This window comes from Natrinema sp. DC36, assembly GCF_020405225.1.
Classification (GTDB): Archaea; Halobacteriota; Halobacteria; order Halobacteriales; family Natrialbaceae; genus Natrinema.
On sequence record NZ_CP084472.1, the window covers coordinates 922,656 to 946,858 of the forward strand.

Below are 24,203 nucleotides of genomic sequence, written 5' to 3' on the forward strand. Positions count from 1 at the left end.
CCTTTCTGGTGTCTCGTTTGCATCCGGCGCACCGACTCGTACCGACACCCGTCGCTCGGCGACTCGAGTTGAATTAACCACTAATGTTCGCCGTCGTCCGTGGCGTGGTGTCCGGGACCGGCGTTATCCGAGGAGGTACCGAATCCGCGGATACCGCTCGACGAGGGGCTGTCCGTCGATCTCGTACGATTCGATGTACCGATCGAGTCCGAATATTCGGCCGGCGCCGAAGGCGGCAACGGAGAGGAACACGAGCATGTACGCGAAGTCGCCGTTGATGTATCCGTGGGTGACGTCCCAGTTCCCGAGATAGAACAGCAACATCATGAACGCGCCGAAGAACGCCGCGAGTCGAGTCATCGTACCGAGGAGCACCCCGAGTCCGATGAGGACCTCGCCCCACGGCACGGCGATGTTAACGAAGTCGACGAACCAGGGTATGTTCCCCATCGAAACGAAGAGGTCCGCGACGGGACTGCCGTTCGCCGCCGGTGCGTTCTGTAGATAGCCGCTCGCGGAGAACTCGCCCGAGAGGACCTTGTCGGCGCCGCTCTGGAAAAACGCGAGTCCAATCATCAGCCGGAGTGCAAGAATGAACCACACGCTCAGCGTGTGGAGTTTCCCTTCCGCCGTGAGCCCGCCGACCGTACTTCGAAGTTCTATTTCTCGAGTTGACATCAGGTTTATATCACAGGAATGGTTGTTAAACCTCCCTCCCGTTACAGATTCTGAGTCGTGAGCCGTCGTCGTGCAGCGGTCACGACTTCACCGTCCCGAACGATGCGGTGGCGCTCGAGCGTCAGCTACCGGAATCCAGTCGGGGACCGACTCCGTCATCGTGGGGCGGCGACTCGAGTGGCCCCCGCTACCAGCAGTTTCTTACTGTGACGATTCGAGGTGGCAGGTATCATGGGGTTGCCGGACAATTCGTAAAAGCATTTGGCTCGCAAAGATTGGATACACTCGAGTCCCCGGTTCCGAACCGGCCGCCCGACGAGTGATGTCGGCAGGTGGTGTGTGGTGGTTCGATCGGACCCGCCGACCGGCCGGCTGATCGTCGGGGCTCGAGTCCCCCCGACCTACTCCTCGCGAAGGCTCGGAAAGAGGTCCGGCGGGACCGAACAGCCGCAGGGAGCGACGGAGCCGGTGTAGGGCCCGGTGGCGGTCGAGAACAACACGGGGTCGCCACAGCGCGGACAGTCGGGGAACGGCGACTCGTCGTCGTCGCTCGCGTCCGAAGGGCTATCCATCGCGACCGCGCCTCGGTCGGTGCGGCGAGGACGCTACTCGTGTCGGGCGATTCGACGGTCGTGCGGGACGTTTATATCCCGGTAGAATGAACGCAATCATGGCAACCGAAGCGTTCCGCTTTGGAAGCCACGTCTCGGGTGGTTCCAGCACCCGGGGCATTTCGATGCAGCCCCTCGCTCGTGCGTTTAGAGACTGGCTTCCGTTTGGATTGTTGACCTATTGTGACTTATATCTATTGTTACTGCGGAGAAAGAGAGTCCGCCTCGAGCCACCCTGAACCCCGAACCACCGACGCTCGAGTCCGCTCGAGAGCGCGACGGTGGTATCGTACGAGGCATCGATCGGTCCTCGCTCGCTTTGCGATGCACTCACTTCGTCCGCCCATCGCATCGCTCGGACGTGATCTCCAACGCGCGCCACCGCACGGTACCAGTATGAGCCGACGGTTCGATAAGTGCGTGTGCACACGTGCTGCGGATTTTGTGTAGAGTAGTGGATTCGATCCTCAGTGAGCGAAATAGCGCGTTCGTGCGCTCTTCTTCGGCGTGTGTCGGACTACTTGGACTCCGGTATCTGAACTTTGAGACTGCCAGTGCTGCTTACCGCGACTTCGCAGTCGTGAAACTCGAACACGACGCGAAAATCATCTCCAGTAGTCTCTGATGGCGTGGTAACTGAATCAAGTGCATCCGGATCAACTGTCGAATATAGCGGTTCCATATTGAGTGGATCCATATTAGAGACGGCCGCAACTGCATTTACAACGGCGATACTCGGGGACGCGTCATTGAAGCGATAAATCGCTCGATAAACCCCTTCATCGGCGTCGTATTCAACCGACTCGAGCTCACAGTAGTCTTCTTCGACGTCGAAAGTTCCTGATTGTTCTAGCAGTGATACCTCGAGAGCTTTTCGGCTATCCGGAGATTGGGAGTCAGTGTCAGTCATCACTTCATCTTTAATCGCTTAACCGAGGTGACTCTGGCCGTTTCCTGCACAATGGAGTATTTAAGCGTCGTTCGTTTACGGACGGAATTCGGTCAGCGTTTGTTCTATGAGACGGCGGTTGCCACGTCGCAATCGAGCACCGAGTGCCTGCTGTGAAATTTCAAGGTCATCGGCGATCTCCTTCAATGTCGTACCCCGCGGCGAATCGAAGTACCCACGTTCATACGCCAGAATAAGCGCATCACGTTGTGAGTCCGTGAGGTTCTGCTTCACATCGAGCGGGCGGAGTGCGTGGAGTTCTGTCAAACTGACTGGGATACCGTGGTCGTGGCAGTATTCGCGGAACTCCGCAATCGCCTTTCGACTTTCACCGCGAAGCTCAAACGTCCATTGCTTCTCAGTCCCGATAGCCGATAACAGAACCACTTCTGGAGTGATTAGCGCGTCGAGTACGCCATCATACTCTGGAACCCATGCACATCGCATAAGAGTCTCGCCATCAGTGCTATCGACGACACGAATATCTCGTACGCCGGGATGATCCGAGAACTGCTTTACGATCGTATCACTTTCCGTCCCTCGCACCCAAAAATATGGGACGACGCCGTTTGTATCCGGGATAACCCGTTCAAGTTGAACGGTTACATCTGGTAATGTCGCAAACACGGTTCCCAGGGGAAACTCATCGGCTGCCAACGTGAATTCAGCTACGGTCGCCATTTATACGTTCTCTCCAACGTCCACACGACCGGGCATCTCCAGCACTGTATGACGGCGTTCAGAGGTATATTACTCCATGTGTCCATGAGATATTCATCTCAACAGGCGGCTGGGTAGACTACGGAAATGAGATTTATTCAATTTCTCCCCGATGCAATTAGGATGTGATAATATGAGTGACTGACTCTCATCGAGTAGCCGGATCGTGCATCTGCCCGTAGAATACGCACGCAGTTACATAACAAGCTATAGATATAAATGCGCCTGATTGCATCCCAGCGGTCGTGGTAACAACTTCACCTGTACTTACCGCCGGTTTCACAGCGCATTCTCGATGAGGGAACCGCGCTACGATCTACGACGAACGAGCCTGAACTGCGAACCAGGATTCCGATAGGCCGCGTCTATCGGTACCCGGACTCGAGGCCCCGGTTCCGAACCGGCCGGCCAGCGAGCGATGTCGACGGGTGGTGTGCGGTGATTTCGATCGGACCCGCCGACCGACCTGTCGATCGTCGAGGCTCGAGTCCCGAGCTACTCGTCGCGCTGGACGAGGTTCGGCGGCACCGAACAGCCACAGGGACTGGCCGACGCCGTCAGCGGGCCGGTGACGGTGACGAAACCGACCGGGGTACCGCAGCGCGGGCAATCGGGGCGCGACGATAGGTTGCCGTCGCTCTCCTCGAGACGCGGCGATGAGCCACCATCGCTCTCCCCGGTGTTACGACTCATCGCGACCCCCCATCGATCGTCCGTGCAGAATCGACAGTACTTGAGTCGGGTGGTTCTGTTGTCGTGCGGGATGTTTATATCCCGGTAGAATCAACGTAATCATGGCTTTCGAAGCCTTCCGGCTTGGAAGCCACGTCTCGGGTGCTTGCTTCACCCGGGGCATTTCGATGCAGCCCCTGTTCTCTATGAGTGGCTTCCGTTTGGATTGTTGACCTGTCGTGACTTATATCTACTGTTACTCGATCGGAATAGATCTCGGCCTCGAGTGCGAACCTGTCCTCGAAGCCCAGCACCGCTGACGAGCGGCATCGAACGGCCGGACGAATTGCGACGACCGCTCGCGGGCGGGGTGGCCCGAACCGCTCGACCGTCGCCGACAACTTTAGCCGACGATACCGACCGCTGGATCGTCTCAGCCGGCGGCTGCGCCCGCACTCGAGGGGGAGCGCGACAGCCGCAATCGGACCGGGCCCAAATGTATATCCCTCTCGTGACCCGAGTAGTGGGGTATGTGCACTCGAGACGAGTCCCCCCACGGGAGCGTCTCGATGGGGTCGATCTGCGTCCTGTACGTGGACAACGGGCAGACGGATGCAGCGATGACCGCGTTCCACGAGCGGGCGGACATCGCCATCGAAACGCTCACTGTGACCACCGCGAGCGAGGCCCTCGACCGCCTGGCTGAGACGGCGATCGACTGCGTCGTCTCGGAGTACGACCTGCCCGATATGGACGGCCTCGCGTTACTGGATGCCGTTCGGGCGCGGGACGAGGAGCTGCCGTTTATTCTGTTTACGGGGGTGGGCTCGGAGGCGATCGCCAGCGAGGCGATTTCGGCCGGGGTCACGGACTACGTCCGGAAAGACGACTCGGCGGACGGCCGCGCTGCCATCGCCGAGCGGGTTATGAACGCCGTCGAGACGACGCGAAGCCGCCCGCAACAACAACAACGCCAGCTCCGCGCCATCGAAACCGCACGGGAAGGTATTAGCCTGCTCGACGCCGACGGCCGATTCGTCTACGTCAATCGGGCGTACGCTGATCTCTACGGCTACGAGCCCGCCGACCTGATCGGCGAGCACTGGGACCGATTGTATCCGGACGACGAGACCGAGCACGTCCGCGACGTGATCATCCCGACGGTGAATGCCGAGGGCGACTGGTGCGGCGAGACGACGGGCCTCCGGGCGGACGGCAGCACCTTCGTCGAAGCCCACTCGCTGTCGACGACCGGCGACGGCGATCTGATCTGTACGGTCCAGGACGTAACGGACAAAAAGGAACGCGAGCGCGATCTCGAGCGCTACGAGACGATTATCGGCGCTCTCGGCGATCCCGTCTACACGGTCGATTCCGCGGGCCGGTACGCGTTCGTCAACGACGCCTACGCCGAAATGACCGGCTACGAGAAGGACGAAATCGTCGGCCAACACGTCTCGTTCCTGCTCGATGAGCCGTCCGTCGAACGCGGCACCGACTGCGTCCGATCGCTGCTCTCCGATGAGACGGCTGAACGCAAGCGCACCTACGAGATCACCGTCGAAACGAGCGACGGCGAACCGATCCGATGCGAGGATCACCTCTCTCTACTGCCCCTCGAGGACGGCCGGTACCGCGGCGTCGCCGGCGTTGTTCGTGATATCACCGAGCGCACGGCCCGCGAACGGGAACTCGAGCGCGACGAGACGATCCTCGAGACGATCCCCGACGAGGTGTACGCGCTCGACGACGAGGGGTACGTCACAAAGGTCGTCCCGCCGATCAACGCCGAGGTGACGACGACGGGGTACCGGCCCGAGGAACTGGTCGGCGAACACGTCTCGATCATCATGGGCGACGAGGATATCGCCACCGCCGAGGCGGAGATTCGTGCACTGATACAGTCGGACGGCCGCGAACACGCTTCGTTCGAAATGGAGACGATCACGGCGGACGGCGAACGCGTGCCCAACGAAAACCATATCGCACTTCTCCCACGGAACGAGGACGGCCGCATCCAGGGAACCGTCGGCGTCTTGCGCGATATAACCGAGCGCAAAGCGCGCGAGCGCGAACTGAAAGCGCAGAACGAACGACTCGATCGCTTCGCCGGCATCGTCTCCCACGATCTCCGGAACCCACTGAACATCGCGCAGGGGCGACTCGAGATGGCCCGCGAGACCTGTGACTGCGCCGTCGATGACCTCGAGGCCGTCGCGTGGGCGCACGACCGGATGTCGGTCCTGATCGAGAACATCTTGACGGTCGCACGGGAACGCGATCCGTCGCTGGACGTCGAATCGGTCGACCTCGCGGCGCTCGCCGAGGACTGCTGGAACCACGTCGAGACGGCCAACGCCGCGTTACGAATCGAGACGGACGCCGTCGTTCGCGCCGACCGGGCTCGACTCGCACAACTCCTGGAGAATCTGATCCGCAATGCGGTCGAACACGGCGGCCAGCGCGTCACGATCACCGTCGACGACCTCGGAGAAGCGGCTGGCAGCGGCTTCTCCATCGTGGACGACGGCCTCGGTATCCCGGCGGACGAACGCGACCGTGTCTTCGAGAGCGGCTACTCGAGCGCCGAGGGTGGGACCGGCTTCGGACTCTCGATCGTCGACCGGATCGCCGAGGCCCACGGCTGGACCGTGACCGTCACGGACGGGGACGACGGCGGGACGCGGTTCGAACTGACCGGCGTCGAGCGGGCGGATCGGCGACGAGCCGACGGCGACGGAGAGTAATCCTTTTGCGGGTCCCCTGCACACGGTCGGGTATGAGCAGCAACTGGCCGGTCGATCCCGACGGCGAGGAGGGCAGCGAGGGGATGCGCAAGTTCGACATGCGGATCATCGCGGACAAGGTCGACGAGGAGGAGGACTTCCCGATGGACCGCGACGAGTTCGTCGCTGAGTACGGAGAGTATCCGATCCGGATCAACTACGAGACCGTCGTTCCGATGAGCGAAATCTTCGAGTACGTCGAACCCGCGGAGTTCGAGACGATGGTCGATATGCACAAGGCTATCGGCGCGGCGATGCGCGCCGGTGGCTTCTGGAAGTACCACCCGCAGGGCAAAAACCCCGAGAAGAAGCCCGCCTGAGGCACGGTTTCCGAGTCGCGTCACGAATCTGGATTACGTATCACTTATACGACGGCGTTCGAAAGAATCGGCCACAGTGACTAACACGCAGGTGACGCTCGTTCAGATCGACAACTACGGGCCGTGGACCGTGACGCCGGAGCCCCGACGGGAGGCGGATCTCCAGACGATGCAGTCCCGACTGTTCGCAGATATCTCCCAGTTCGTCGGCAACCGCGGCGGCTACACCTTCTTCACTCGCTTCGACAACATGATCGCCGTCACGAACGGCTGTTCGCTCGAGGATCACGCCCTCCTGCAGGAATCGGTCGGTAACCGATACCCCGTGAGCCTCAGCCTCGGCGTCGCGACCGGGACGAGCCCCGTGCAGGCCCTTTCGGACGCGACCGAACGCCTGCAGGACGCCGGTAGCGCACAGGACAAGAATCGCCGCGAGTGTCTCGAGGGCCGCGTGATCGAGGACGGCTACCGGACCGACGGGGACGTCCAGATCGCACACTTCGACGTGATCAACGCGACCGGCAACTACACCGACGAACTCAACGCCTTCGACACGTTCATCGAGATCGAACAGGGCTACGCGGAACTCATGCGGCACATGCGCTACGCCCACGACAGCCTCTCCTTTTTCGTCGGCGGCGACAACGTCATCGTCGTCTGTCCCGACCTCGAGCGGGCCGACTACGAGGAGGCGGCCGCTCACGTCGCCGAGGCCGTCGACGTCGAGATGCAGGTCGGCGTCGGTCGCGGGAAGAGCGCCCACGAGGCGGGTTACGACGCGAAACACGCGCTCGAGACCTGCCGGGCCGACGGAACCAGAGTCGAACTCGAGTGGGAGACGGCCTGAATCCCGGAAGTAGAGAGCTTCACCGCCGGTTTGCTTAAGTGTGGCGGGGGTAGCTTTTAGCCCGTCTGTGTCATCCATTCGCATATGGAATCGGAACTGTCAGTTAGAGAAGTCCTGACGACCGACTACGTCGGAGTCAGCGAGTCAGACACCGTTCTCGACGTCGTCCCCCTCATGCGAGACGAACGGACGAGCTGTGCGCTGGTCGTTCGCGGTTCGGAGCCGGTCGGTATCGTCACCGAGTGGGACGTGCTCGGCCTCGTCGCCGACGAGCGCGATCCCGCAACAACGACCGTCGACGAGGCGATGACGACCCCGGTCATCACGGTCGGCCCCGACCGGTCGCTCACCGACGTCGCCACGACGATGGCTCGCCAGAACATTCGCAACGTCATCGTCGAAAACGACGACGGGATCGTCGGCCTGGTCACCCAGCGCGACGTCATCGCCGCCGCGAGTTCGTTCCAGGCGACGATGACCCCCACCCGCTCGAGCGAGCCGTCGATCGATCGGGGTCGCGAACTCGCGGATCCCGTAGCCGCCCGCGCGAGCGCGGCGGGCGACACCAGAGTGCTCCCCAACGGCGGCGACGAGTACACCACCCAGGGTATTTGCGAGGCCTGCGGCTCGCTCGCGGACGCGCTGTGGGACGCCAACGGCCAACTCGTCTGTGCGGACTGCCGGTCGGTGTGACCGGGAACCGGACGGACGGCGGCGTGATCCGTGTCACCGGTCGCCGAGCCCTATCTCTCCGATAGAAAGACCTTTCGGGGGCCGCGGTGCACGGATCGATAATGATCGCGACCCTCGACGACCTGGACGTCGAAGGGACTACCGTCGGTGTTCGCGTCGACGTCAATAGTCCGATCGGCGATGATGGCACGCTCGCAGACGACGCCCGACTGCGCGCTCACGTCGATACCCTCTCGGAACTCTTAGAGCGCGACGGGCGGGTCGCCGTCCTCGCCCATCAGGGTCGGCCCGGCAGCGACGATTTCGTCTCCCTCGAATCTCACGCCGACCGCCTCTCGGAACTGCTCGGCCACCCCGTCGACTACGTTGACGCGACCTTCACCGACGCCGCCCGCGAGGCCGTCAGGGACCTCTCGAACGGCGACTGCCTCGTCCTCGAGAACACCCGCTTTTACAGCGAGGAGTACATGGAGTTCGAGCCCGAACGGGCCGCCCGAACGCACCTCGTCGAAGGGCTCGAATCGGTGCTGGACGCCTACGTCAACGACGCCTTCGCCGCGGCCCACCGCTCACAGCCCTCGCTGGTCGGCCTGCCGACTATCCTGCCGAGCTACGCCGGCCGCGTCATGGAGTCCGAACTCGACGTGCTGGGCTCCATCGAGGAGACGCCCGAACCCCGCGTCTACGTCCTCGGCGGCGCGAAGGTGCCCGACTCGATCGACGTCGCCTGGTCCGTCCTCGAGAAGGGGCTGGCCGATCACGTCCTCACCGCGGGCGTCGTCGGCAACGTCTTTCTCATCGCGGACGGCGTCGATCTCGGCGACGCCAGTTCCGACTTCATCTACGATCAGGGCTACTGGGACGAGATCGACCGTGCCGCCGATCTGCTCGACGCGTACGGCGACCGGATCGCACTGCCCCGTGACGTCGCCGTCGCCCGGAACGACGAGCGCCACGAACTCGGCGTCAACGCTCTCCCGCCCGGGGACGGCGAGTCCGCAATGGATATCGGCGAGTCGACGCTGGACTACTACCGGCGGATCCTCGCCGACGCGGAAACGGTGATCCTCAACGGTCCCGCCGGCGTCTTCGAAGACGAGCGCTTCCAATCGGGGACCCGACAGCTCTACGACGCCGCGACGGACAGTCCGATGAGCATCGTCGGCGGCGGCGACACCGCCTCCGCGCTGCGCAAACTCGGCGTGGACGGGTTCTCCCACGTCAGTACCGGCGGCGGTGCCGCGTTGCGGATGCTCACCGCCGAATCGCTCCCCGCCGTCACGGCACTCGAGAATGCCCCCGAACGACCCGCAGCCGACGATTGAACTCGCCTCCCGCGACGACCTCGAGCCGCTCGCGGACCTGTGGGTCCGACTCGCCCGCGATCAGCGCCGGTACGAGTCGGCCGTCCGCGCCGACGCGAACCGCGAGACGATGCGCGAGACGCTCGGTGCCTACCAGGTCGCCGACGGGCTGCTCGTCGCCCGCCTCGAGGGCGACATCGTCGGCTTCGCGTCGGTCTCGATCGAACGCGGTACCCTCGAACTCGACAGCAATCGCGGGATGCTCTCGAACATCTACGTCGAACCGGCCTATCGCGGTCGCGGAATCGGCACCGCACTGCTCGAGGCGGCCGAGGAGTCGGTCGCCGAGCGGGGAGCCGACGAACTGCTACTCGAGGTGATGGCGGACAACGAGGCAGCTCGCCGCTTTTACCGTCGCGAGGGATACGACGAGTTTCGGGTCACGATGTCACGCTCGCTCGAGGACCGGGGCGAAAACGATACACATTCAAAGGAGGACGGCTAACCTACGGCCTGCGCCAGGGGAGCATGGGTGGTTCATGCACTCGACTTGTAATCGAGACTCCCGGGGTTCAAATCCCTGCTCTGGCTTGAATCAGTAAGTTCAAATCCCCTACCTGCAGGTCTCGGGACTTTCCGTAGAAGTCCGTCTACCAGTAGTCCGAACCCGAGGTTCAAAGTCCATTCTCATCGGGACGTAACCGGCGGTGTCGCGACATGAGCACCGGGAGTGACTACTTCGACCAGCTCCCGTCGTGTCCGGAATGCGGTCGGTTCCTTGGCGAGCCGACGCGGCTCGATAACGATCCAACACGTCGTGAGTGTTCCCACTTTCGCCTGATATTTGACGCTCACGAGGTGGTTTCGCCATGTCTAAAGCGGTCTGGGAAGAGCGTCTCAACGAGGCAGTGGTTGTTCTCGTCACCATCGTAGTGGTCAAACATCTTGGACTTAGCTGAGTATCGCGGAAGTGCCTTTTCGTCAACCAACTCTCCGGCTGTTGCTATGATTTCCATTGGCCACTATCTATATATCTATTCCATCATCACAAACGTCCAAGCACTCCCAATTCACATGATATCAGAAAGTCCAATATGTATGGTCCCAATTAGATACCCGCTTACAGGTACAAGTATCCGTACACTTGAACATGCGAATGATCTTGTTAAGTCAGAGGATATAAGTGAGGTTTATGTTCTCCACATAAACATATTCCAGAACGGTGAAAATTACAACCGCTATGAGATAAGCCGCGCTATTAGCCCCTTCTTTGAGGATTGCAATCCCACTGTGGTCACCCGAAACGGATTTCTTGTTGAAAAATTAATCGCAACTGAAGCAATAGATATCGGGGCAGACATTATTGTGATCGGGGAGAATAAAAATCCGACATGGAAGCGGGTTTTGAGTAGAATTTTTGGCAACAATCCAGATGTAGGATCCTATCTCAGAGAGCAGACCCCTGCCAAGGTTACGGTTGTCAATTGAAACGTCTTCAACTATAGTATTTGCCACACTCTTCCTGATTTCACAACTCCTTCAGCAATAGTCGTGTAGTAGAATATTCCGCTTCTTTCTCACTATGGGACTGTGGTGACCGATTCGAGGTGCCCAACGGCCACGAGCGAATCTGGGCCAGTTACGTCGTCGGGCTCGCGACGATCACGTGCGAGGACTCGGTGGAAAGGAGGACGCCGTCCGACACGTAAACTCGAGTGCGTCGCGGACGGTCCTACTCGGTGTCGGTTCCCTTGGCGACCCGGGCCTCGCTCGTCACGGCGTCAACGTGGACGTGGACCGGTCCCGACTCGGTCTCGAGGGGGACGATCCAGGAGGCGCTGGTTCGGTGGGGACCCTCCGAGAGGCTGACCTCGTCGTACCCCTCCTGTTTGGCGGTTTTTCGGGCGATCTCTGCGGCTTCGTCAGTGTCTTCGATCCGTATCTCGTCGTTTAGGCGGACGGTGACGACCGGGACGTCGGCCATTCGGACGATCCGTTCGGTGACGCTGCCGACGAGCACCCGATCGAGTCCGGTCCGGCCCTGCGTTCCCATGACGATCATGTCGATTCCGTGATCGTCGGCGTACGCGAGGATCTCCTCGTGGGGGACACCCTGCTCGACTGCCGTCACGACGTCGACGCCCTCCCGCGTCGCTTCGGCCTCGATCCGCTCGACCGCCCGCTCCGCGGCGGGGATCGCTTCGTCGGTCTGGAGCGTCCCCAGCGGCCCCTCGGGGACGATCGACAGCGCGTGAATCGTCGCGTCGAATCGCTCCGCGATCGCCAGTCCGTGCGTGAGCGACCGACGGGTTCCGTCGCTCCCGTCCGTCGGAACGAGGATGTCCTGGTACATCGATACCGCGAGGCTAGGCAACGCGGCCGTAAATACCCTCGAGTCCGTCTCCGTCCGGCCTCGAGGGTTCGAGCCAACGGTAGTCAACTGAACGACAAGAATATATATTCCGGAAGAGTAGTTGTGAATATGTCAGGACGATTCCGGCGCGCGGTTACGGTCACCGACGCCAGCCTCGACGTGTTCCGGGAGCGGCCCCGGCTCGCGGTTCTTCCGCTGTTGAGTCTCGTGGTCGTCGGAACTGCGTATGCAGTCGGCGGCGTCGCGGTACTTCATTACGGACTCGTCGACGAGGTGTTCACGAACCGGCTCGTCAAGTACGGCGTCATCTTCGCCGGCCTCGCCGTCTCCTCGAGCGTCGGCATCTTCTTCAACGCCGCGGTGGTCCACTGTGCCACCCGACAGTTCGCCGGCGAGGAGCCGACCGTCCGCGACGGGTTGGCCGCCGCGTGGGCGGTCCGCGGTCGGATCGCGAAGTGGGGGCTGCTGTCCGCGACCGTCGGCACTCTCCTCTCCGTCTTGTCCGACAACGTACCCGGTGTCGGAACGCTCACCCGGTCGATCCTCGACCTGACGTGGGGGCTTCTGACGTTTTTCGTCGTCCCGGTGATCGTCACTGACCGGAGCGATACGCTCCGGTCGGATCTGCGACGGAGCGGGAACGCCTTCGCTCGAACGTGGGGCGAGAGCGTGACCGTGACGCTCGGGATCGGGCTGGCGCTACTCCCGGTCGCGCTCGTCGGTGTCTGCCTCCTCGCCGTCGCGTACCTGTCTGCAACGGGCATTGCCGCGTACGTTATGGGCACGATCGGTGGCCTGCTGCTCGTCGCGACGATCGTCGTCACGCAGGTCCTCGGCATGATCGTTCGCGCCGCCCTCTACCGGTATGCGACCACCGGCGAACCGGTCGGCCCGCTCGAGGCCTTCTCGCCGGACGATATCTTCTCGGAGTGACCGGCGGCGCCTCGTCAGGCCGTGTGTTTATGAACTATGACACATAGAATGAGGGATTTGATACCTGAGTCGCTATTTAGCAGGCGATTTTCGGCCCCCATCTTCTGTGGCGCCTTACTCTGTTTATTTATAAATATTGTAGAGCTAAAATATAATATGGCTGCATTGTTTGCCCCATCTGCTCCATCGGCTGGATCTGGCCAACTCGTCGGAGGATTCGTTGCTGGCTTCCTTCATAACGGGACACGGCGAGACGCTTTGAAAGCCGGTGGGTATGCCGGCGGACTACCGATTCTCGTTCTAGGCCCAGTGGCCCTTATTCTTCGCATCGGTACTCAATCGGCTGCTCTCCCGCTAGGGTCTATCGCTCTCCAATACGTATTCGGGTTCCTACTAGTATATCCATTTATGATCGGTATGGGTTCGCTCTTCGGCGGTATAGGGGCCTTTGGTGGACAGTGGCTATCGAGGAAACGCTCGTGAAGCAGACCGGAATCGTCCGCTCTTCGTATTTTTCCCGGTCTATCCGATGGTGAATCTCACCGTCGGTAAAACCACCTACAGGGCGATCGGCATCGCCATCCTCCACTATGGTCTACTCAAGACGAAACAGCCGACACGATCTACAGTACGTCGCGCCGTTCACCGCCCATCTCAGATTTTCTGCGCCCGAGGCCGTCTTCAACGACGCGAGATCCACTAACGGATCGGCGGTTCGACGGCCGTTCTATGCGTCGTTAGCCGCTCCAGAGCGCTACTCCTCGGTACGGAAAGCGTGACTCACCGATCCACGTCGCGGTCGTTCGCTGATCGACAGCTGGCATCGTCTTTAATAATCTTTTTTACGATACACGGAAACGTATTGCACGGACTATGACAAATCTTGTCACTAACGTCGCGGACGCCGTCGGGGAACACGGCGACAACACCGCGATCGGTTTTCAGGGGTCCGAGACGAGCTACGAGGAGTTCTGGGGGCAAACGGGTGCGTTCGCGACCGCGCTCGAGGAGCGCGGAATAGGCGCAGACGACCGCGTCGCACTCTATCTCCCTAACTTACCGCAGTTCGTGATCTCGTTCCACGGTACGCTTCGCGCCGGCGGGGTCGTCGTTCCGATGAACCCGCAGTACAAGGCCCGCGAGATCGGCCACCTGCTCGAGGACAGCGAGGCCAAGGTGGTCGTCGCGCTGGCCGACCTCGTCCCGTTCGTGACGGAAGTACAGGACGAAACGGACGTCGAACACGTCGTCAGCGTCGGCGGCGACGCCGAGGGCGCCACTGCGTTCGGGGAGTTCCTCGAGCCCGGCGACCCGGCCATCGCCGACCGCGATGACGACGACGACGCGGTCCAGCCCTACACCTCGGGGACGACCGGCCAGCCGAAGGGGGTCCAGCTCACCCACGGAAACCTCGCATCGAACGCGAACGCGGCGGCGGAGCTCATCCCCGATGGCATTCGCCCCGACGACAAGGGACTCGGTGTCCTCCCGCTGTTCCACATCTACGGGATGACAGTGACGATGAACGCGGCGCTGTTCAACGGCGCTGCGTACTATCCGATGGCCTCGTGGGACGCACAGGAGGCGATCTCGCTCATCGAGGACGAGGAGTTGACCATCATGCACGGTGTGCCGGCGATGTACAACGACGTGATCAACCAGCCCGACGCCGAGTCGTTCGACATGTCGTCGCTGCGGCTCTGCGGCGTCGGCGGCTCCGGGATCCCGGTCGAGGTCCTCCGACAGTTCGAGGAGCTCTACGAGCCGAAGATCTACGAGGGATACGGCCTGACCGAGACCAGCCCGATCACCCACTTCAACAGCCCGATCGACGGCCGTCGCGTCGGCAGCGTGGGCAAGACCGTCCCCGGCGTCGACTCGAAGGTCGTCGACGAGGACTTCAACGAGGTTTCCCCGGTCGAGGAGGGGCCGATCGACGAAGAGGAGGCCGACCTCCGGGAGATCACCGGCGAGATCGTCATCGCCGGGCCGAACGTGATGAAGGGCTACTACGGCTTGCCCGAGGCCAACGAGGAGGCCTTCACCGAGGAGGGCGGCCGGCGCTGGTTCCACACCGGCGACATCGGCTACGAGGACGAGGACGGCTTCTTCTACGTCGTCGACCGCGAGAAGCACATGATCGTCACGGGCGGCTACAACGTCTACCCGCGTGAAGTCGAAGAGCTCCTCTTCGAGCACCCCGACGTGGCCGACGCCGCCGTCGCCGGAATTCCCGACGAACGCCGCGGCGAGACCGTGAAGGCCTTCATCGTCCGCACGCCGGACGGCGACGTGACCGAAGAGGAGATCAAGGAGTACTGTCTGACCAACATGGCGGAGTACAAGCACCCGCGTGAGGTCGAGTTCGTCCAAGAACTGCCGCGGACGACCACCGGAAAGGTCCAAAAATTTAAGCTCCGTGAAGAGAAAGGAGGTGGCGAATAATGGCACTCGGCGATGCAGTCCTCCTCGAGATCGAGGACGACGGACCCGCGACGATCACGCTCAACCAGCCTGATCGGCGCAACGCCCTTTCCGACGAGATCAGCGACGGCCTCCTCGAGGCCCTCGAGGAGATTCAGGACAGCGACGCCCGCTGCGTCGTCATCGAGGGCGCTGGCGGTTCGTTCTCCGCCGGCGGCGACATCCAGCGGATGACCGACGCCCTCGAGGACGACATGCCGGCCGATGATCGGGTGCGCAGCCTCGAGCGCTCGACGAACGATATGATGACCACGCTGGTCGACTATCCGATCCCGACGATCGCGGCGATCGACGGGGCCGCCGTCGGGGCGGGCGCGAACCTCGCGATCGCTTGCGACGTGCAACTGGCCAGCGACCGGGCCGCCTTCGGCTTCGTCTTCCGGCAGGTCGGGCTGAGCGTCGACGCCGGCACCTCCTACCTGCTGCCCCGCATCGTCGGCGAGAACGTCGCCAAGGAACTGGTCCTGACCGGCGACATCTTCGGCGCTGACCGCGCGAAGGATCTCCGCCTCGTCAATCACGTCTACGACACCGAGGAGTTCGACGACCAGGTCGACGCGTTCGTCGAGAAGGTCGTTTCCGGGCCGCCGATCGCTCTCCGACACGCGAACCGACTGGTCGGCGAAGGCCTCGGGAAATCGCTCGACCAGGCCCTGACCGACGAAGCCGTCGCACAGGGGATCGTCTTCGACACGGAGGACCACGCGGAGGGCGTCAACGCCTTCCTCGAGGATCGCGAGCCCGAATACGACGGGCAGTAGTATCGCTCACCGGGTTCAATACCGTTTTCTTTTTTCGGAGTTGCGGCCGATGGCAGGAGACGCTCCCGAGTCCGCGAGCCGTTTCTGTTTCCCCCGACGGGGACAACGTTTTCTCCGTCGATCGACGGATAGTAGGTATGAACGCTCGGGAGCCGGAGGCACTCGTTCCAGCCGCGGTTGACACGCTTCCGATCAATTTCGCGATTCTCGACGAGGAGGGGACGATCCTGCATACGAATCGCGCGTGGCGGGAGTTCGGCGAGCAAAACGATATCGAACTCCGGCCGGATACGGTCGGCACCAACTATCTCGAGATCACCGCCCGGGCGGAGACGGAGACCGCACGGACTGTCGCCGCCGGGTTGTCCGAGATTCTCTCGGGCGACCGAGAGCTATTCGAATTCGAGTATCCGTGCCACTCGCCGGACGAACAGCGATGGTTTCTCATGCGGGCAGCACCCTTTACGGACGGCGATCGGAGGTACGTCGCCGTCGCCCATTTCGATATCACCGAGCGTCACGAGTACCGGCGCAGACTCGAGGAGTCGAACGAGCGACTGGAACAGTTCGCTTCCGTCGCCTCCCACGACCTCCAGGAACCGCTTCGAATGGTCACGAGTTATCTCCAATTGATCGAGCACCGCTACGCCGACGACCTCGACGCGGACGGGCGAGAGTTCATCGAGTACGCCGTCGACGGTGCCGAGCGGATGGCCGAGATGATCGACGGCCTCCTGGAGTATTCCAGAGTCGATACGCAAGGGGAGCCGCTCGAGCCGATCGACCTCGAGGCGGTACTGGACGACGTCCTCCGGGATCTCGAGCGACAGATTGCGGACGCCGACGCCGAAATTTCTAGGGAACCGTTGCCGACCGTCTCCGGTGATGCGAGCCAGCTCCGGCAGGTGTTCCAGAACCTCCTGTCGAACGCGATCGAGTATAGCGGCGAGCGAGCGCCTCGAGTGATGATTTCCGCCGTGCGCGACGGTGATGCGTGGATCGTTTCGGTCAGCGACGAGGGGATCGGTATCGATCCGGCGGACGAAGACCGCGTGTTCGAGGTGTTCCAGCGCCTCCACAGCCACGAGGAACACGAGGGGACCGGGATCGGTCTCGCGCTCTGTCGGCGCATCGTCGAACGCCACGGCGGCGAGATTTGGATCGATTCCGAACCGACTGATGGAACGACGATTTCGTTCACGCTCCCTGCTGCGCGCGGTCACGCTGAATGAAGGGAAACCGCGTTTCGCTCCGGACCGGCCAACCGGCCTGCGGTGGCGCGCGCTTGAAGCCGACCGAACGGAAGTGAGGGCGGCTGAAAACATTGCGCGAGGGATGAGCGAAGGAACGGAGTTACTGAGTGAATCGGTTGGGGAGGGCGTGGCGATTCCCTGTTGCCACGATAGCAGGACACTTCCTTACACGAATCCATTCAGAACCCGCTGCACCGTTCATACGTCTACTGAGAAGGGTATTCACCGAACCGCAGAATCGCGACACAATTAGTGGCCGGTGACCGAAACCGACTGCGGGGTTACTGAGAATTGCTGTTGAGTTCCATCAGCGTCGACACCCGCGCGTTCTCCTTCAGTCGAAGCCCGCCGTCGGCCACCGACAGCGGCAGCAGTGGCAGGTGGTCTCGGACGTGCATCGAGGGATGGGACCCGCCTCGAGCCAACAGCTCGTTGCGCGGCTGGAGCTGTGCCGCTCCCTCGAGGCCCGTCAGAAACTCGTTGTGCTGGATCACGTACTGGCCCCCCTCGAGGTACCACCAGCCGTACTCGTCGTGGGGGCTCTCCTGTTCGGTCGGCACCGGCTCGAGGTCGGCGTCCGCGAGTTCGTCACCGCCGAAGTCGATTCGACCGGGAGCGGCGACCTCGTAGATCGCACCGACGGTCAGGTCGATCCCGTGTTCGTGAACCTGTACCGGCTCGTACACCAGATTGTCGACGGAGTCGGCGAGGGGGTGTTCGGCGGACATATCGGGTTGGTAGACGGTCTCGAGCACAAAAAGGGTATCCTCGCTGCTCACAGGTGGTTCGCGGTTCCGACAGCGGCCCACAGAGATCGGCAACGCCGACGGCTGACAGGATCAACACAATCGTTTTCACGCGAGCCTGTAAATCCGTTCGAGTGAACAGGCTCCTCGGGTTCGGCTCGCTGGCAGTTGCGTTCGTCGCCACCGTCGCTGCAAACGCGGTGCCGGCGCTGGATCTGACGTGGCTCTCGGTCGGCGATGTCGCCGGCGCAATAATCGCGCAGAAGGCTCTGCTGGCGGTCGCCGTCCTCGCCGGAACCTACGGGCTCTATCAACTGGTGCGGCACCTACTGGTTCAGCGGATCGCGAACAAACGGCGGGCACACGACGCACGAAACGTGCTCCGGTTCGGCCTCGGTGCAGTCGCCGTTATCGGACTGCTCGGCGTCCTGACGGAGCAGTGGGTGGGCGTGCTCTTCTCGCTGGGCGTCGTCGGCTTCGCGATTACCTTCGCGCTGCAACAGCCGCTGTTCTCGCTGATGGGCTGGATCTACATCATGGTCAAACGGCCCTATCAGGTCGGCGACCGGATTCGGATCGGGAACGCCAAGGGCGACGTGATCGAGGTCGATTTCCTCGTCACGACCCTCTGGGAGATCAACGGCGAACTCGTCTCCTCGAACCAGCCCTCGGGGCGCGTCGTCACCCTTCCGAACAGCACGGTCCTCTCTTCGGAGGTGTACAACTTCTCCTGGGACAAGTTCCCGTACGTCTGGAACGAAATCTCGATTCAGCTCTCCTACGAGACCGATCTGGCGTTCGCCCGTCAGGAACTGACCGACGTCGCAGACGAGTATCTGGGGGAGCGCATGGCCGAGAACATCGCCCGCTACCGCGAACTGTTAGAGGAGACGCCGGTCGAACTCGAGGTTCGGGACGGTCCATCGGTCAACGTCGTCCAGCAGGAGTCGTGGGTCGAACTTCGGCTGCGGTATCTCGTCCACCCGCGGCGCGGACAGCGGGTGAAAAACGACCTCTACGAACGGGTCCTCGAGCGGTTCAACGAGCATCCCGATCGCGTCTCGTTCCCCGTGAGTCGGAACCGGTAGGGATCCGTCGGGTGCGGAACGCGGATGACGGGACGAGTGGGACGGAACGACCGTTTCCGGCTCCCCGAACCCTATAGGCTGGCGGTCGTACGCTCGCGTATGACCGATGTCCTCACGGACGAGATCGCCCGCTTCGTTCGCGCCGTCGGGCCGGATCCCGACGAAACCCTGATCGAGATGGACGAGTACGCCGCCGCCGAGGGGTTCCCCCACGTCGGCCCCGAGGTCGGCGCATTCCTCCGGTTCGTCGCCCGCCTGAGCGACGCCGAGCGCATCTTCGAGTTCGGGTCGGGCTACGGCTACTCCGCCTACTGGTTCGCCGATGCCCTCCCCGCGGACGGCGAGCTCGTCCTCACCGAGGTCGACGAGGACGAACTCGCGCTCGCCCGCGAGTACATGGCCGCGGGCGGCTACGACGGGGTCGCGCGCTACGAGCTCGGCGACGCGATGGAAACGATCGATCGCTCCGACGGCCCCTTCGACGTCGTCCTGATCGACCACCAGAAGGACCGGTACGCGGACGCGTTCGAGGCCGTCCGCTCGAAGATTCCGGTCGGCGGCATCGTCGTCGCCGACAACGCGATCACGGCGAGCGTCCTCGACTTCGAGGCCCTGCTCGAGTGGGCCGAGGGCGACGCTCCCGTCAACTGTACCGAACACACGCAGGGGGTTATCGACTACCTCGAGACGGTTCGTACCGATCCGGCCTTCGAGACGGTCATCGTCCCGCTGGGAGAAGGAATCGCCGTCAGCTATCGTGTCGAGTAATCGGACGCGTCGCCGTCAAACACCTGATCGTCGGGTTCCGCTGCTGGAGCCGGAGAGCCGTACTCGCGGAAGCCGAGAAAGATCGTCGACGCGGCGGCGGCGAGCAGCGTCGCCCACGTGACCGCGGTGAGCGCGACGGTCGTCGCCTCAGCGGGGCCCGGTGCGACGGAGCCGATCGACTCGAGGCCGACGGCGTGAGCGCCGGCTACCCCGAGAAACGAGAGCCACAGCGCCAGCGCCGTGACGGCGAGCGTCCGTCGGGAGACGGACTGGGCGTAGCGAGCGACGCAATAGACGCCGACGACGGCGAGCCCGGTCGCTCCAAGTGATAGTCCGAGCCCGTCGATACCGGCGGCGGTCGCGACGCCGGCGACGGCGAAACAGGCGAGCGAGGCAGCGAGCAGGGATCCATCCGAACCGCGTATTGTCGGAATCACGTCGTGCACCGCTTTGACGGGTCGAGTCGGTGCTCGAATATATAGCTGTTGACTGACTGCAGTCGACTCGAATCGATCGCTCGAATCGCTGTGACGGCTATTCCGACGCCGGCGACGAGACGGAACCGTCGTCGCCAGCGGGCAGAATCAGCGAGAACGTCGACCCCTCGCCGGGTTCGGAGTCAACGCGGATCTCGCCGCCGTGGCGCTCCACGATCCGGTGACAGAGCGCGAGGCCGATCCCGGTCCCCTCGTGCTCCTCGTGGCTGTGGAGGCGCTGGAACACCTGGAAGATCCGATCCTGGGCCGACGGATCGATGCCGATCCCCTCGTCGCGGACCGAAATCTCCCACTCGCTGCCGCTCCGATCGGCGCTGACGTGGATCCGCGGGGGCTCGTCCCCGCTATACTCGATCGCGTTCGACAGGAGGTTCTGGAACACCTGCCGGAGCTGGCTCGCGTCGCCCGCGACGACGGGAAGCGGCTCCGTCGTGATCTCGGCGTCTCGCTCCTCGATACTGACCGCCAGATCTTCGCGGACATCAGCGAGAACGTCGTCGAGATCGACCGGCTCGAGGGGATCGCCCTGCGACTCGACTCTGGAATACTCCAGGAGGCCGTCGATCATCTCGGCCATCCGCTCGGCACCGTCGACGGCGTACTCGATGAATTCGCGGCCGTCCGCGTCGAGGTCGTCGGCGTAGCGGTGTTCGATCAGTTGAAGGTAGCTCGTGATCATTCGAAGCGGTTCCTGGAGGTCGTGGGAGGCGGCGTAGGCGAACTGTTCCAGCCGCTCGTTCGACTCCTCGAGTTTGCGTCGATACTCCGTTCGATCGGTGATGTCCTGGACGACGAGCATGCCGCTTGCGACCTCGCCACCGGTCTGAACCGGCAGCGTCGTCGCACGGAGGGTTCGACCGCGATAGGTCACCTCGAAGGAGCGTTCGTCGCCGTCGAGAGCGGCCCGAAAGTGGGGCTCGATCTCCGCGACCAGTTCGTCGGGGTATCGTTCGTAGATCGTCTGCTCGAGTTCGGCCGCTCGATCGATGTCGAGGTCGTCGAGGAGCTGTCCGCCCGCGGCCGTGTACCGTAGCTCCTCGTTGAACAGGGCGACGACGCCGTTCGGGAAGTTCTCGGCGAGCGTGCGGTAGCGCTGCTCGCTCTCCTCGAGCCTGCGCTGGCGTTCCTTCCGTTCGGTGATGTCCCGGACGACGCCGATCCGTTCGGACCCGGACTCGGCGGTGGTGATCGACGCGACCGTCGCCTCGACCGGCCGTCGATCGCCGGACTCGGTCTCGAGATCCGTCTCGACGGTCGGCGCGTCGCTCTCGTCTTCCGCGACCGTCCGGGCGTGATCCATCACCCGTTCGTCGACGACGAGCGAAGCGTGGCTTCCGATCAACTCGTCGCGATCGTAGCCTGTGAGCGCCACGTACGCGTCGTTTACCATGGTGAACCGTCCGTCCCCGTCGAGCACGTAGATCCCGTCCTCGACGGTTTCGATGATCCGTTCGTACTGTTCGAGTTGGCGCTCGCGACGTTTCCGATCGGTAACGTCTCGGAAGTACACCGACAGCCCCGTCTCGGAGGGATACGCCTGAATTTCCATCCAGATGTCGAGTGAGTCGGAGTACCGCTCCCACGAGACCGATCGTTGGGTCTCCATCGCCTCGCGATACCGGTCGCCGAGATCGGAGCTCGTCGCGCTAGGGAACGCCTCCCAGATGGTCTCACCGAGGAGCTCAGTCTTCGCGTGGCCCAGCAGTTCCGCGGCGCGATCGTTGACGTGGGTGAAGCGCCACTCGTCGTCGAGCGCGTAGAACGCGTCCGAGACGCGCCCGAGGATCTCACTCAGTTCGGTCTCGAGTTCGTGCTTGCGCCGCTCGAGGCGGCGTTCCTGTTCTTTGAGCGTCGTGATATCTTCGCCGGCGGAGATGACTTGCTCGAGCGAGCCGTCCGGCCCGAAGACGGGAACGGCGGTGACGGAGAACCACGTTCGGTCACCGGTCGAGTCCTCGACGACGAACTCCTCGTCACGTACCGGCTCGCCGGTCGCTCTGACGCGCGCGGAGGGACCGTTCTCGGGATCGAACGGCTCGCCGTCCGCATCGAAGACGTCCAGCGCGGCGAGCAACTCGGTCTCGCCGAGAGGATCGCGGTCGCCGAGTCCGAGCTCGGTCTGCGCGTGACGGTTCGCCAGCACGGTCTCGCCGTCGGCGTCTTCGACCGAGATCGCGACCGGTGCGGTCTGGAGGAGCGTTTCGGTCTGGCTTCGCTCGCGTTCGAGCGTCCGTTCGCGGCCGATCCGGTCGAGGGTCGCCTCGAGACTCGAGGCGACGATCTTCGCGAGCGAGAGGTCGGTCTCGTCGAACGCGGTCCGCTCCTCGGAGCCGATGATGACGACGCCGTGGACCCCGATGGGGAGGCAGATCTCGCTCCGGATCGGCGTCTCGGGATTGTAGACGTTCGAATCCGTCGTCACGTCGTCGTAGATCGCCGGTTCGCCGGTATCGTAGACCTGCCAGGCGATCCCCTCACCGGCCGCGAACGTCGGCATTTCCTCGAACAGGGACGCCGCCGGCTGGGACCAGGCGACGGGCTCGAGCGCCGCTCGCTCCGGTTCGTAGAGGAAGACGCCGTTGATTTCGAGGTCGAGGATGTCGTACAGGTGCTGACAGGCCTGCTCGGCGACCGCTTCGCGCGTCCCGGTCTCGAGCCACTCGCGAACGGCCTCGTTCAGCCGGCGGAGCTGGTAGGTGCGTCGGTGCTGTTCGGTGACGTCGTAGTAGAGTTCGACGCGTCCACCCGCGTACGGGCCGGATTCGATCGGTTTACTCCGGTGCTCGAGCCAGCGTTCCTCGCGGTTCTCGCTCGGCGTCACGTGACAGTCGAACCGTTCGGTGTCGCTGTTGTCATCGTAGGTCGCACTGAGCGTGTCGACGAACCGATCCGGATCGCTGACTCGCTCGGCGATGATCTCGTCCAGTAGCTCGCGTTTGTCCCGGCCGACGACCGCCGTCGAGTCGAGGCCGAAGTATCGCTCGATCGCGTCGTTGACCCACGCGACGTCGAACTCCTCGTCGAGGACGAAAACGCCCACGTCGGCCCCCTCGAGCACTGCAGTAATCGATTCGAACGAGCGAAACGAGCCCGGTTCGGACGCCGCGGCCGGCTCGACCGGCCGATCCGCGCTCTCGGTCGTCTCCGATTCCGCCGGCAACGCGCCCTCGGACGGTCGCGACTCGAGGTCGCGAACGACGCCGACCGTCCCCCGCCGGCCGTCGTCGGCAGGCACCGTCCCGAGGCGTAGTTCGCAGGGAATTTCGGTGCCAGCGGCCGTCCGGATCACTCCCTCGGTCGAGGTGACGCCACCCTCGTCATCGCTCGCTGTTCCGTCCCTCCCTTCGTCCCTGTCGGTACCTGCGTTCCCATCGGTATCTGCGTCCCCGTCGCCATCCGCACCCGGATCGCCATCCGCGTCCCCATCGCCACCCGCACCGCTCTCATCGCCCCCGAGCGCCTCGGTTTCGAACCCGTCGACGAGTTGCGAGACGTGCTCGCCGCGGATCGCCTCGCGGCCGTAGCCGGTCAGCTCGAGGAGGGTCTCGTCTACCGCGACGATTCGATCGTCGGCGTCGAGCTGGAAGACTCCCTCCGCGACCGTGTCGACGAGCGTCCGGTACCACTGAAACCCCGCCCCGTCGCCGCCATCGAATCGGGGTGCAGGATCGGCCGATTCGACCCGTTCGGTCATTAGACGAATGATGCCGCTCGAACGG

Annotated in this window: 24 protein-coding genes and 1 tRNA gene; 15 read left to right on the forward strand and 10 right to left on the reverse strand. The window is 62.9% G+C overall.

Annotated elements, in window-relative coordinates:
* Window positions 1–123: 123 nt before the first annotated feature.
* The 5 genes from LDH74_RS05025 to LDH74_RS05045 all read right to left on the reverse strand — a co-directional run bounded on the left by LDH74_RS05025 (window position 124) and on the right by LDH74_RS05045 (window position 3,651).
* Window positions 124–678, reverse strand: coding sequence for a DoxX family protein (locus tag LDH74_RS05025; protein WP_226041433.1), 555 nt, complete (start codon window positions 676–678; stop codon window positions 124–126).
* 401 nt (window positions 679–1,079) lie between these two features.
* On the reverse strand, window positions 1,080–1,250 hold the full coding sequence (locus LDH74_RS05030; protein WP_226041434.1) for a hypothetical protein: 171 nt from the start codon (window positions 1,248–1,250) through the stop codon (window positions 1,080–1,082).
* 556 nt (window positions 1,251–1,806) lie between these two features.
* Window positions 1,807–2,199 (reverse strand): HalOD1 output domain-containing protein, encoded by a 393-nt coding sequence (locus tag LDH74_RS05035; protein WP_226041435.1) that lies wholly within the window; start codon window positions 2,197–2,199, stop codon window positions 1,807–1,809.
* Between the two features lie 75 nt (window positions 2,200–2,274).
* Window positions 2,275–2,919, reverse strand: coding sequence for a helix-turn-helix domain-containing protein (locus LDH74_RS05040; RefSeq protein ID WP_226041436.1), 645 nt, complete (start codon window positions 2,917–2,919; stop codon window positions 2,275–2,277).
* 534 nt (window positions 2,920–3,453) lie between these two features.
* Window positions 3,454–3,651, reverse strand: a complete 198-nt coding sequence (locus LDH74_RS05045) for a hypothetical protein (RefSeq protein WP_226041437.1) — start codon at window positions 3,649–3,651, stop codon at window positions 3,454–3,456.
* Window positions 3,652–4,160: 509 nt separating this feature from the next.
* Between LDH74_RS05045 and LDH74_RS05050 the strand changes: the two genes are divergently transcribed.
* From LDH74_RS05050 to LDH74_RS05080, 7 genes are all read left to right on the forward strand, one after another.
* On the forward strand, window positions 4,161–6,377 hold the full coding sequence (locus LDH74_RS05050; protein ID WP_226041438.1) for a PAS domain S-box protein: 2,217 nt from the start codon (window positions 4,161–4,163) through the stop codon (window positions 6,375–6,377).
* A 32-nt stretch (window positions 6,378–6,409) separates the two neighbouring features.
* On the forward strand, window positions 6,410–6,736 hold the full coding sequence (locus tag LDH74_RS05055; protein WP_226041439.1) for a DUF5785 family protein: 327 nt from the start codon (window positions 6,410–6,412) through the stop codon (window positions 6,734–6,736).
* Between the two features lie 76 nt (window positions 6,737–6,812).
* Window positions 6,813–7,583 (forward strand): GTP cyclohydrolase III, encoded by a 771-nt coding sequence (locus LDH74_RS05060; RefSeq protein ID WP_226041440.1) that lies wholly within the window; start codon window positions 6,813–6,815, stop codon window positions 7,581–7,583.
* An 84-nt stretch (window positions 7,584–7,667) separates the two neighbouring features.
* A complete protein-coding gene (locus tag LDH74_RS05065; protein WP_226041441.1) occupies window positions 7,668–8,276 on the forward strand; it encodes a CBS domain-containing protein in 609 nt (202 codons plus the stop codon).
* A 101-nt stretch (window positions 8,277–8,377) separates the two neighbouring features.
* The gene (pgk, locus tag LDH74_RS05070) at window positions 8,378–9,601 is read left to right on the forward strand and encodes a phosphoglycerate kinase (RefSeq protein ID WP_226041442.1); all 1,224 of its coding nucleotides are present in this window, start codon (window positions 8,378–8,380) and stop codon (window positions 9,599–9,601) included.
* A complete protein-coding gene (locus tag LDH74_RS05075; RefSeq protein ID WP_226041443.1) occupies window positions 9,570–10,085 on the forward strand; it encodes a GNAT family N-acetyltransferase in 516 nt (171 codons plus the stop codon). Before pgk ends, LDH74_RS05075 begins: the two co-directional genes overlap by 32 nt.
* Before the next feature lie 12 nt (window positions 10,086–10,097).
* Window positions 10,098–10,171, forward strand: a tRNA-Thr gene (locus LDH74_RS05080).
* Window positions 10,172–10,431: 260 nt separating this feature from the next.
* Here LDH74_RS05080 and LDH74_RS05085 read toward each other — a convergent pair.
* Window positions 10,432–10,596, reverse strand: coding sequence for a hypothetical protein (locus LDH74_RS05085; protein WP_226041444.1), 165 nt, complete (start codon window positions 10,594–10,596; stop codon window positions 10,432–10,434).
* Between LDH74_RS05085 and LDH74_RS05090 the strand changes: the two genes are divergently transcribed.
* Window positions 10,586–11,068, forward strand: a complete 483-nt coding sequence (locus LDH74_RS05090) for a universal stress protein (protein ID WP_226041445.1) — start codon at window positions 10,586–10,588, stop codon at window positions 11,066–11,068. The genes LDH74_RS05085 and LDH74_RS05090 overlap by 11 nt on opposite strands.
* A 244-nt stretch (window positions 11,069–11,312) precedes the next feature.
* Here the strand turns inward: LDH74_RS05090 and LDH74_RS05095 are convergent, their stop codons facing one another.
* Window positions 11,313–11,933: a universal stress protein gene (locus tag LDH74_RS05095; RefSeq protein ID WP_226041446.1), complete on the reverse strand. Its 621-nt coding sequence runs from the start codon at window positions 11,931–11,933 to the stop codon at window positions 11,313–11,315.
* Window positions 11,934–12,062: 129 nt separating this feature from the next.
* On the opposite strand from LDH74_RS05095, the gene LDH74_RS05100 reads away from it, so the two are divergent.
* The 5 genes from LDH74_RS05100 (at window position 12,063) to LDH74_RS05120 (ending at window position 17,364) form a co-directional block, all read left to right on the forward strand.
* Window positions 12,063–12,887 carry a DUF6159 family protein gene (locus LDH74_RS05100; RefSeq protein WP_226041447.1) on the forward strand — a complete coding sequence of 275 codons (825 nt, stop codon included), beginning with the start codon at window positions 12,063–12,065 and terminating at the stop codon, window positions 12,885–12,887.
* Between the two features lie 156 nt (window positions 12,888–13,043).
* Window positions 13,044–13,370, forward strand: a complete 327-nt coding sequence (locus LDH74_RS05105; RefSeq protein WP_226041448.1) for a DUF5518 domain-containing protein — start codon at window positions 13,044–13,046, stop codon at window positions 13,368–13,370.
* Window positions 13,371–13,760: 390 nt separating this feature from the next.
* Complete coding sequence (locus tag LDH74_RS05110) at window positions 13,761–15,332, forward strand: long-chain fatty acid--CoA ligase (protein WP_226041449.1); 1,572 nt, start codon at window positions 13,761–13,763, stop codon at window positions 15,330–15,332.
* Window positions 15,332–16,132, forward strand: a complete 801-nt coding sequence (locus LDH74_RS05115) for an enoyl-CoA hydratase-related protein (protein WP_226041450.1) — start codon at window positions 15,332–15,334, stop codon at window positions 16,130–16,132. Before LDH74_RS05110 ends, LDH74_RS05115 begins: the two co-directional genes overlap by 1 nt.
* A 137-nt stretch (window positions 16,133–16,269) precedes the next feature.
* Window positions 16,270–17,364, forward strand: coding sequence for an ATP-binding protein (locus LDH74_RS05120; protein WP_226041451.1), 1,095 nt, complete (start codon window positions 16,270–16,272; stop codon window positions 17,362–17,364).
* A gap of 302 nt (window positions 17,365–17,666) precedes the next feature.
* Here LDH74_RS05120 and LDH74_RS05125 read toward each other — a convergent pair whose 3' ends face one another.
* Window positions 17,667–18,113, reverse strand: coding sequence for a dCTP deaminase (locus LDH74_RS05125; protein WP_226041452.1), 447 nt, complete (start codon window positions 18,111–18,113; stop codon window positions 17,667–17,669).
* A 152-nt stretch (window positions 18,114–18,265) separates the two neighbouring features.
* Here LDH74_RS05125 and LDH74_RS05130 point away from each other — a divergent pair, with 152 nt between their 5' ends.
* Complete coding sequence (locus tag LDH74_RS05130) at window positions 18,266–19,219, forward strand: mechanosensitive ion channel domain-containing protein (RefSeq protein WP_226041453.1); 954 nt, start codon at window positions 18,266–18,268, stop codon at window positions 19,217–19,219.
* Window positions 19,220–19,318: 99 nt separating this feature from the next.
* On the forward strand, window positions 19,319–19,987 hold the full coding sequence (locus tag LDH74_RS05135; protein WP_226041454.1) for an O-methyltransferase: 669 nt from the start codon (window positions 19,319–19,321) through the stop codon (window positions 19,985–19,987).
* Here LDH74_RS05135 and LDH74_RS05140 read toward each other — a convergent pair.
* A complete protein-coding gene (locus LDH74_RS05140; protein WP_226041455.1) occupies window positions 19,972–20,433 on the reverse strand; it encodes a hypothetical protein in 462 nt (153 codons plus the stop codon). The genes LDH74_RS05135 and LDH74_RS05140 overlap by 16 nt on opposite strands.
* Window positions 20,434–20,521: 88 nt before the next feature.
* Window positions 20,522–24,178, reverse strand: coding sequence for a PAS domain S-box protein (locus tag LDH74_RS05145; protein WP_226041456.1), 3,657 nt, complete (start codon window positions 24,176–24,178; stop codon window positions 20,522–20,524).
* Window positions 24,179–24,203: the final 25 nt, after the last annotated feature.

Coding starts and splice junctions, on each gene's coding strand:
- LDH74_RS05135 (WP_226041454.1), top strand. CDS start 19,319: ATGACCGATGTCCTCACGGACGAGATCGCCCGCTTCGTTCGCGCCGTC.
- LDH74_RS05115 (WP_226041450.1), top strand. CDS start 15,332: ATGGCACTCGGCGATGCAGTCCTCCTCGAGATCGAGGACGACGGACCC.
- LDH74_RS05030 (WP_226041434.1), bottom strand. CDS start 1,250: ATGGATAGCCCTTCGGACGCGAGCGACGACGACGAGTCGCCGTTCCCC.
- LDH74_RS05120 (WP_226041451.1), top strand. CDS start 16,270: ATGAACGCTCGGGAGCCGGAGGCACTCGTTCCAGCCGCGGTTGACACG.
- LDH74_RS05045 (WP_226041437.1), bottom strand. CDS start 3,651: ATGAGTCGTAACACCGGGGAGAGCGATGGTGGCTCATCGCCGCGTCTC.
- LDH74_RS05075 (WP_226041443.1), top strand. CDS start 9,570: ATGCCCCCGAACGACCCGCAGCCGACGATTGAACTCGCCTCCCGCGAC.
- LDH74_RS05035 (WP_226041435.1), bottom strand. CDS start 2,199: ATGACTGACACTGACTCCCAATCTCCGGATAGCCGAAAAGCTCTCGAG.
- LDH74_RS05050 (WP_226041438.1), top strand. CDS start 4,161: ATGTGCACTCGAGACGAGTCCCCCCACGGGAGCGTCTCGATGGGGTCG.
- LDH74_RS05105 (WP_226041448.1), top strand. CDS start 13,044: ATGGCTGCATTGTTTGCCCCATCTGCTCCATCGGCTGGATCTGGCCAA.
- LDH74_RS05110 (WP_226041449.1), top strand. CDS start 13,761: ATGACAAATCTTGTCACTAACGTCGCGGACGCCGTCGGGGAACACGGC.
- LDH74_RS05145 (WP_226041456.1), bottom strand. CDS start 24,178: ATGACCGAACGGGTCGAATCGGCCGATCCTGCACCCCGATTCGATGGC.
- LDH74_RS05025 (WP_226041433.1), bottom strand. CDS start 678: ATGTCAACTCGAGAAATAGAACTTCGAAGTACGGTCGGCGGGCTCACG.
- LDH74_RS05090 (WP_226041445.1), top strand. CDS start 10,586: ATGATTTCCATTGGCCACTATCTATATATCTATTCCATCATCACAAAC.
- LDH74_RS05095 (WP_226041446.1), bottom strand. CDS start 11,933: ATGTACCAGGACATCCTCGTTCCGACGGACGGGAGCGACGGAACCCGT.
- LDH74_RS05055 (WP_226041439.1), top strand. CDS start 6,410: ATGAGCAGCAACTGGCCGGTCGATCCCGACGGCGAGGAGGGCAGCGAG.
- LDH74_RS05100 (WP_226041447.1), top strand. CDS start 12,063: ATGTCAGGACGATTCCGGCGCGCGGTTACGGTCACCGACGCCAGCCTC.
- LDH74_RS05125 (WP_226041452.1), bottom strand. CDS start 18,113: ATGTCCGCCGAACACCCCCTCGCCGACTCCGTCGACAATCTGGTGTAC.
- LDH74_RS05085 (WP_226041444.1), bottom strand. CDS start 10,596: ATGGAAATCATAGCAACAGCCGGAGAGTTGGTTGACGAAAAGGCACTT.
- LDH74_RS05065 (WP_226041441.1), top strand. CDS start 7,668: ATGGAATCGGAACTGTCAGTTAGAGAAGTCCTGACGACCGACTACGTC.
- LDH74_RS05040 (WP_226041436.1), bottom strand. CDS start 2,919: ATGGCGACCGTAGCTGAATTCACGTTGGCAGCCGATGAGTTTCCCCTG.
- pgk (WP_226041442.1), top strand. CDS start 8,378: ATGATCGCGACCCTCGACGACCTGGACGTCGAAGGGACTACCGTCGGT.